7 protein-coding genes are annotated in these 9,043 nt (G+C 54.4%); 6 read left to right on the top strand and 1 reads right to left on the bottom strand.

Annotated elements, in window-relative coordinates; all coding sequences use genetic code 11:
- On the top strand, positions 1-3,364 hold a 3,364-nt coding region (locus tag VGU61_RS18395), incomplete at its 5' end, for a pilus assembly protein (RefSeq protein ID WP_326860697.1).
- Between the two features lie 224 nt (positions 3,365-3,588).
- Complete coding sequence (fumC, locus tag VGU61_RS18390; protein ID WP_326860698.1) at positions 3,589-4,983, top strand: class II fumarate hydratase; 1,395 nt, start codon at positions 3,589-3,591, stop codon at positions 4,981-4,983.
- On the opposite strand, the gene VGU61_RS18385 is transcribed toward fumC, so the two are convergent.
- Positions 4,980-5,882, bottom strand: coding sequence for a LysR family transcriptional regulator (locus tag VGU61_RS18385; protein ID WP_326860696.1), 903 nt, complete (start codon positions 5,880-5,882; stop codon positions 4,980-4,982). The two genes, fumC and VGU61_RS18385, sit on opposite strands and share 4 nt — an antisense overlap.
- 101 nt (positions 5,883-5,983) lie before the next feature.
- Between VGU61_RS18385 and VGU61_RS18380 the strand changes: the two genes are divergently transcribed.
- The 4 genes from VGU61_RS18380 to VGU61_RS18365 all read left to right on the top strand — a co-directional run.
- Positions 5,984-6,691, top strand: a complete 708-nt coding sequence (locus VGU61_RS18380) for a histidine phosphatase family protein (protein ID WP_326860694.1) — start codon at positions 5,984-5,986, stop codon at positions 6,689-6,691.
- Positions 6,692-6,705: 14 nt separating this feature from the next.
- A complete protein-coding gene (locus VGU61_RS18375) occupies positions 6,706-7,476 on the top strand; it encodes an SDR family oxidoreductase (RefSeq protein ID WP_326860692.1) in 771 nt (256 codons plus the stop codon).
- 30 nt (positions 7,477-7,506) lie between these two features.
- Entirely contained in the window at positions 7,507-7,953 is a 447-nt protein-coding gene (locus VGU61_RS18370) for a PaaI family thioesterase (RefSeq protein WP_326860691.1), read from the top strand.
- 43 nt (positions 7,954-7,996) lie between these two features.
- A partial coding sequence (locus VGU61_RS18365; protein ID WP_326860690.1) for an acyl-CoA dehydrogenase family protein occupies positions 7,997-9,043 on the top strand: 1,047 nt, incomplete at its 3' end.

Genomic DNA, 9,043 nt, shown 5'->3' with positions numbered 1-9,043 from the left:
CGCTGCGGCTGCTTCTGGAACTATTGAAATTACAAAATCTCAGTCTAGAAATATTACGAGTATTAAAGTCAATGGAAAGGAGATTCTTGGTGCAACCATTACTTGGGGAAATACGGACAACGATGCAGGTCTAGCGGAACTTGTCAAAAACCAGATCAATGCCTACGCATCCAATCCAAAATTTACTGCTTCTCGTAGCGGCGCCGTCTTAACAATTACCTCAACACCTGCTGCTGGTGCTACTGCCAATGGTTCAGTTACAGTCGCTGGATCTGCGAACACGTCTTACACTAGTGTCACAGGCGGTGTAACTGCGGTAAATGATGCAGTTCCTTATACTTTTGTGCGCACTGATATTTTGCCTGGTGCAACGTTCCCCAGAGCCGGAACGCGCACAGATTGCGCTGCATCGACACATTGCACATATGATGAGGAAATAACGAATTTCGGGAATTGGTATGCCTACTACCGTACCCGTATGCAGTCCATGAAAACTGCTGCAAGTCTGGCGTTCAAGGAAATCGACAACAGATTCAGGGTCGGACTAATCACGATTGCAAATCAAAGCAGTACCGGTAATTACCTGCCTATCGATACATTTGTGTCGGGTACCAATTTACAGAAAGAGAAGTGGTACACGACTCTTTTCAACATTAGCCCAACTACCAGCACCCCCCTGCGATCTGCGTTGAGTATCGTCGGCCGAATCTACGCGGGTCAGAAACCGGTTGGGAACTCCGATCCTGTTCAATATTCGTGTCAGCAAAACTTCGCATTGTTAACGACAGATGGATATTGGAATACAGATGCCGATGCTGATGTAAAAGGACTAAACGGAAGCCCTGTTGGCAACCTCGATTCTGCTCAAGTTCGACCACAATATGAGGGCCCTACAGCAAGCTCAAATTCCTTGGCAGATGTTGCCAAGTACTACAACGAGATCGACTTGCGTACACCAGCACTAAATAATTGTACGAACGGAGCTTATACAGATTTGTGCACAAACAACGTCTTCGTCAGCAATACTGATACTAATGTAAAGCAACACATGACGACGTTCACGTTAGGGTTGGGTATTGACGGCACGTTGGCCTATACAAATGATTACAAAACCGCTTCAACTGGAGATTACGCAAAAATTTTGAATGGCACTGCGAACTGGCCTGTGCCTGCTGCTGATACTGCCACTGCGGTGGACGATTTATGGCACGCTGCGGTTAATGGCGGTGGAACGTATTTTAGTGCAAAAGACCCCTCACAGTTGACGAAAGGACTTAACGATGCGCTTTCTTCAATCGGCGCGAAGTTGGGATCTGGAGCCGCGGCTGCAACGAGTACGTTGAACCCGGTAGCTGGAGATAATTTTGCGTTCGTGGCGACATATACGACTGTCAAATGGCAAGGAAATCTCGAGGCGCGTGATATTGATTTGAACACGGGCGTGGTGAACCAAAACGCTTCATGGTGTGTTGAAAATGTGGTTGCAGGCTCGTGCACAGCGCCAAGCTCGGTAGTATCGGAAACGACAAATAGCGGTACATCGTATTTTTGTGCCACTCCAGGTGCTACATCTGCAACTTGCAATGGTCCTGGTCAAATTTTGGATGGTTCGGTGTGCAAGGTGAATATGCCTGTCGCATGTACCGGGACGATGGCCACTAAAGTAGGAGCGACGACGGATAGTCGCAAAATTTATATGCGGGACGTTAAAGGTGGCACGGCCAATCTTGTTGATTTCAACTATACGAATTTATCAAGTGCACAGCAGGGTCACTTTACTGGCAACTCTCTCAGTCAGTCGCCACTTTTAAGCGCAACCCAGAAGGCGGCCGCTGCAGGACAGAACTTGGTTAATTTCTTACGTGGTCAAAACGGGTTCGAGGATCGGACAAGTAATCCTCCAGAGAACAGGCTTTTCCGCTATCGGGAAGCAGTGATGGGCGATGCGTTAGAGTCTCAGCCGGCCTACGTTGGGAAACCGCAGTTTGCATACACCGATTCTGGTTATAGTGCTTTCGTCACAAGCAAGAAGGATCGTGCTAAGACCGTATTTATCGGTACAAACGATGGAATGCTTCATGCCTTTAATGGCGATACTAAGGCAAATGGTGGTGGTAACGAACGATGGGCTTATGTGCCGAGCATGGTGATTCCGAACATGTGGAAACTGGCGGATAAGAACTATGCAACGATGCATACCAACTATGTCAATGGCAGGGCTGTTATAGGTGACATTTGCCCGAAAGCCCCGAGCGGAACCTGCGATGCCAGTGAATGGCGGACGATATTGGTTGGCGGACTGAACGGTGGTGGTCGTGGCTATTATGCCCTCGACGTAACTGACCCCACGTCACCTTCACTTTTATGGGAGATTGATTCCAGTACTGAAAATAATTTGGGCTACAGCTTCGGTACACCTGTTATCACTAAAAAGCCGGACGGTACGTGGGTAGTGTTGCTCACGTCTGGGTATAACAACGTAAATCCTGGTAATGGACAGGGGTATCTTTTCGTTCGGAATGCCTGGACTGGAACGCACATCAGCAGAATTTCTACAGGGGTTGGAAGCACAACGTCGCCAAGTGGCTTAGGCAAGGTGGCAGGCAGAGCGGTCGATCCAATGAAGAACAACACCAGTCGATACGTATATGGCGGCGACTTGGAAGGTAACTTATGGCGGTTCGATCTTAGTTCCAATTCATCTATGGCATTTGCAGTACTGAAAGATCCAAATGGTGTTGGCCAACCTATTACCTCAACTCCTGAGATTAGCACTATCAACAAGAAAGATTTAGTGATGGTCGCAACGGGAAAGTATTTGGAACTAAGCGACTTGACGAATACGCAGAAGCATTCGGTATATGCAATTAAAGACGACAACGCAACTACGACGTTGAACAATCCACGCACTGTGCTCCAAGAGCAAATAATAACTACGGATAACGCAATTCGAAATGCAACAAGTAACACGGTTGATTTTGAGAATGGACGGGGTTGGTTTGTAGACTTGCCTGATGTGGGGGAACGCAATCATGTCGATCTAATGCTTGATTCTGGAATTTTATTTGTTCCAACAACCGTGCCGTCAAACACCGTATGTTCTCCAGGCGGATACGGATGGTTTAATTATTTTAATTACGCAACTGGAACGAATCCAAACAAGATTGTTTCTCAAAAATTCAATTCGCCAATCGTAGGGATTAATGTTTATTACTTAAAAGGCCAAAGAAAAATTGGTGTAGTTACGTCAGATGACGGAACCCCAAAAGAACCGTCTGGCAAAGTTCCTTCAGATAATGGCGGCTCTAGAAATTTCGTAGGCAAGAGATTAATTTGGCGTGAATACATTCCTCAAGCTCAATAACTGCCACTCGACCCTTCAATGAATATTGAGGGGTTTTTTCTTTTGGACGCGTAATGTTGGCTATTAATTTCGGGACCGAACAGCCATAGAAGTGAAACAGGGAATCATTGTGTTCAATTTTTATAGAACTATCAAATTCGTTATCAAGTCTCATATTCAAATTGCGCTTAGCAGGAATCTCACTTGTCAAGAGCATTGCTAAGACGACGACTTCTGGAGTCAGTATGAAATTTCGGAAAGAATACGATACGTTCGGCGATATTGACGTTCCAGCAGAACAGTTATGGGGAGCACAGACTCAACGCTCCTTGCATTTTTTCAGCATTTCAACTGAAAAACTTCCGGAAAAACTCATCACTGATCTGGCAAATGTAAAACGTGCCTGTGCCATAGCCAATCGTGATTTGGGAAATTTGCCTACGTCCAAAGCCGATGCCATAATCTCCGCAGCAGAAGAGGTGATCTCCGGTAAGCATTTCTCCGAATTTCCCCTATCCGTTTGGCAAACAGGCTCCGGTACCCAAAGCAACATGAACATGAATGAGGTACTGGCCAACCGTGCATCAGAACTACTTGGCGGGCGCCGTGGGCAGGAGCGGCTCATACATCCAAACGACGACGTCAATCTCGGGCAATCCTCAAACGACATTTTCCCGACAGCCATGCATGTTGCGGCGGCAACCGCGGTGACGCAGACATTGATCGAGCCCTTGCATGCGTTGCGCGACTCCTTCAAAGCGAAATCCGCCGCCTTCAACGACATCGTCAAAATCGGCCGCACCCACCTTCAGGACGCCACGCCGCTTACCCTCGGCCAGGAATTCTCTGGCTATGTCGCCCAGCTCGACCACGCCGAATCCGTCATCAACGCCACGCTCCCTGGGCTCTACGAACTTGCCGTCGGCGGCACGGCGGTCGGTACCGGCCTGAACACCCATCCCGAGTTCGGCGACAGGGTGGCCGCCGAACTCGCACGCAGCACCGGCCTGCCGTTTAAAAGCGCCGCAAACAAGTTCGCCGCACTCGCGTCCCATGACGCCATGGTGGCGGCGCACGGCGCGCTGAAAACACTTGCGGCGGCGCTGATGAAGATCGCCAACGATATCCGATGGCTGGCGTCCGGGCCGCGCTCCGGGTTGGGGGAGATCAGCATTCCCGAGAATGAACCGGGCAGTTCGATCATGCCGGGGAAGGTCAATCCAACGCAGTGCGAAGCGTTGACCATGCTGTGCTGCCAGGTGTTCGGTAACGATGTCGCCATCAACATGGGCGGGGCGATGGGCAATTTCGAATTGAATGTGTTCAAGCCGCTGATCGCACACAATTTCCTGCAGAGCGTGCGCTTGCTGGCTGATGGCATGAAGAGCTTCGACGAGCACTGCGTGCGCGGCATCGAAGCCAATCAGGATCGCATCGCCGAGCTGATGGAGCGCTCGCTGATGCTGGTGACGGCGCTGGCGCCGCATATCGGTTATGACCGTGCGGCGCAGATTGCGAAGCAGGCACACCGTGACGGCAGTACGTTGAAAGAGGCGGCGCTTGCATTGGGTTTTGTGACCGCCGAACAGTTCGATCAATGGGTCCGGCCGGAAGACATGACCCATCCGAAAGCAGGTTAATTCCCGAACGACTGCATGATCTGTTCCCGCAGCCAGCGGTTGGCGGGATCGTTATCGACGTTCGCATGCCAGTACAGGAATACGTCAAAGGCGGGCACTTCGAGCGGGAAGGGCAGGATCTGGTTGTCGAACTGCTGGTTGGCAATACGGGCATAGCGTCCCGGCATGGTCAGGATCAGGTCGGTCTGGCTGACGACCCGGCAAGCGGCGAAGTAATGCTGGCAACGCAGGCGTATGCGCCGTTCAACGCCGAATCGGCTCAATTCAAAATCCTCCAGTCCCAAACCTTTGCGGCGCGAACTCGCGAGGATATGGTCCTGCTTCAAATAGGTCGCAAGGTCCAGTGCACCGTCGATGGCCGGATGCCCTTTGCGCGCGACCACGACCGTCGAATCCTGGTCGATGCGGGTATGCAATATATCGCTGGACAAGGGCAGGAGCACATCGATCGCGCCGTCCAGCGTGCCTGCCGCCAGTTCGCTTTCCAGGTCTCGACGATCAACCTGGCTCGCGGCCAGATCCACGAGCGGCGCACTGCTGCTGACGCGCTGGATGAGCGGCGGCAATATGGTCGCTTCCAACACGTCCCGCAATGCCAGCTTGAACTGCTTGGGCGTGGTTGCCGGATCGAAACGGTCCAGTCCGTTCAACGTGACTTCCAGTCCCCGCAAAGACCGGCGGACCGGCTCGATCATGCTGCGTGCCAACGGCGTTGAGACCATTGCATGGCCCTGACGGATGAAAAGCGGGTCATCGAACATCGTGCGCAACCGCCCCAGCGCGTGGCTGATCGCCGGTTGTGTCAGGTTCAGCTTCTGGCTGGCGCGGGTAACGCTGCCCTCGGTGTAGATGGCTTCAAATACCGTGAACAGGTTCAGGTCTATGCGGGATATATGCATGGAATTGATGGAAGCAGATAATAACTATTCATTTGATAGATTCTATTCCCGAAGTTAAGCTCTTCACAACCGATTAGTAACGACATGTGAAGGCAGTTTTCATGGGACAGATTTACCTGATTCGTCATGGCCAGGCTTCGTTCGGCAGCGCCAATTACGATGAACTTTCCAAGATGGGCCATGAGCAGGCCCGCCACCTCGGCGAGTGGTTCGGCAAATGCCAGCAGAAATTCCATCGTGTCGTCACCGGCGATCTGAAGCGTCACCAGCAGACCGCGCAGGCATGCACCGCCGCCATGCCGGAAGTCCTGCTCCTGGATGCACAGTGGGAAACCGATCCCGGCTTCAATGAATACGACCACCACGAAGTGCTGGTTCGCCATCGCCCCGCCTTCGACGATCCGGCCGCAGTGCATAAATTCTTCGCGGAGACACCGAACGCACGCTATGTATTCCAGGAGCTTTTCCAGAAAGCGATGGCACGGTGGATGAGCGGCGAGCACGATGCCGACTATCGTGAGCCATGGTCGGTATTCCGCACGCGTTGCATCGCGGCGCTGGAACGCGTAATCGACAGCGCCGGCAAGTCGCAGAACATTGCCGTGTTCACCTCGGGCGGAACGATCGCGACGCTGTGCCAGCACGTGCTCGGCTTTCCCGACCGCCAGGTCGCGGAACTGAACTGGTCGCTGGTGAACTGCGCGGTCACGCGGCTGATGTTCCGCCCCGGCGTGACGACGCTGAGTTACCTGAACAGTTTTGCCCACCTCGAAGCACTCGGCCAGCCCGAGATCATTACTTATCGATAACCGACAGGAAAATCATGACGACACCAAATCTTTTCGACCTCAGCGGCAGAATCGCGCTTGTCACCGGCGCCAGCCGCGGCATCGGCGAATCCATCGCCAAAACGCTCGCCGCCTATGGCGCGCATGTCATCGTATCCAGCCGCAAGCAGGAGGGCTGCGAAGCGGTGGTGGCCGCGATCCGCGACGCCGGCGGTTCGGCGGAAGCGATCGCCTGCCATATCGGCGAGATGGCGCAGATCGAAGCGCTGTTCGCGGCAATCGAAAGCAGGCACGGCAAGCTGAACATCCTGGTCAACAATGCGGCGACCAACCCGTATTTCGGTCACATCCTCGACACCGACCTGTCGGCGTTCCAGAAAACGGTTGACGTCAATATCCGCGGCTACTTCTTCAGCTCGGTACTCGGCGCCAAGCTGATGGCGAAGAACGGCGGCGGCAGCATCGTCAACGTGGCGTCGGTAAATGCCATCGTCCCGGGCGATCAGCAGGGCATCTATTCGATTACAAAGGCGGCGGTGATGTCGATGACGCATGCCTTTGCGAAGGAGTGCGCATCGTCCGGCGTTCGCGTCAACGCGCTGCTGCCCGGCGCAACGGATACCAAGTTCGCATCGGCGCTGATGCACAACGAAGAAGTGCTGAAGCGGCTGATGCCGCGTGTGCCGCAGCGGCGCGTCGCGAAGCCCGACGAGATGGCGGGCGCGGTGCTGTACCTGGTATCGGACTCGGCAAGCTACACCACCGGCACGTGCCTGAACGTGGACGGCGGCTATCTGGTCGGCTGATCACGCACTTTCCCGAGGAAAGGAATCCCCATGAGCAATTCGCCGCAAACATTGGCGCCGCAAGCCCGGCAGGCGCTGGAGAAAATCGTGCTCGGCATGCCGATGGCGCAGTTCCTCGGGTTGAAGTTTCTTGGCATCGAGCAGGGCGCGGTCTCGCTGGAGATTCCATACCGGGAGGAACTGAGTTTTCGTCCCGGCCAGATGCAGGCGACGGCGATTTTCGCGGCGGCCGATTTCGCCGCCGTCGCCGCCGCAGGGACGATGCTGCCGCCGGGCTGGATCAATGCGAGCATCGACTGCACGCTGAAGATCGTCGGCCCGGCCAATGGCGAACGTCTGCTTGCGCGTGGACGCATCATCACGCCGGGCAAGCTGATCACGGTGTGCGCGGCGGACGTGTATTCGGTGCGCGGCGGCGAGGAGACGCTCTGCGCCACCGCATTGGCCACCGCGCGCAATATCGAAGTCGGAAGATAAATTAATCATCGTGCATAGAACGCACCACTTACCGGAGTAACGAATGGATTTCCAATACAGTCCCAAGGTACAAGAACTGCAGAAGCGGCTGATCGCCTTCATGGATGAGCATATCTATCCGAATGAAGCGAAGTTCCATCATGAGATCGCGGAGAACCGCCGCAAGGGCGACGCCTGGGTGCCGACCGTGCTGATGGAGGAGTTGAAGAAGAAGGCACGCGCGGCGGACTTGTGGAATCTGTTCCTGCCCGAATCAGAGCATGGCGCGGGTCTCACCAATCTCGAATATGCGCCGCTGTGCGAAATCATGGGCCGGGCGAGCTGGTCGCCGGAAGTGTTCAACTGTTCTGCCCCGGACACAGGCAACATGGAAGTGCTGGCGCGTTACGGCACGCCGGAGCACCAGAAGCAATGGCTGGTGCCACTGCTGAACGGCGAAATCCGTTCCTGCTTCGCGATGACCGAGCCGGCGGTTGCGTCGTCGGACGCGACCAATATCGAAAGCCGCATCGAACGCGATGGCGACGAGTATGTAATCAATGGCCGCAAATGGTGGTCCTCCGGCGCCAATGATCCGCGCTGCAAGGTTTTCATCTTCATGGGCAAGACCGATCCCGACAATCCCAACAAGCACCAGCAGCAATCGATGATCATCGTGCCGCGTGACACGCCGGGCGTGAACATCCTGCGCCATCTGCCGGTGATGGGCTTCGACGATGCGCCGCATGGCCATGCGGAGATCGTGTTCGAGAACGTAAGGGTGCCGGCATCCAACATGCTGCTCGGCGAAGGCCGCGGCTTTGAAATTGCGCAAGGCCGGCTCGGGCCGGGCCGTATCCACCACTGCATGCGATTGATCGGCCTGGCCGAGCGCGCCCTGGAAAAAATGTGCCAGCGAACGCTGACACGCGTGGCGTTCGGCAAGCCCGTCGCGGAGCAGACGGTCACGCTGGAACGCATCGCGGAGGCGCGCATCATGATCGACCAGGCGCGTTTCCTGGTATTGAATGCGGCGCAGATGATGGACACGGTGGGCAACAAGGCGGCTGCCAAGGAGATCGGCATGATCAAGGTGGCCGCGCCGAACATG

The organism is Noviherbaspirillum sp., assembly GCF_035944575.1.
Lineage (GTDB): Bacteria > Pseudomonadota > Gammaproteobacteria > Burkholderiales > Burkholderiaceae_D > Noviherbaspirillum.
Note: the sequence above shows the minus strand (reverse complement) of the source record. Positions and strands in the feature narration are given on the sequence as shown.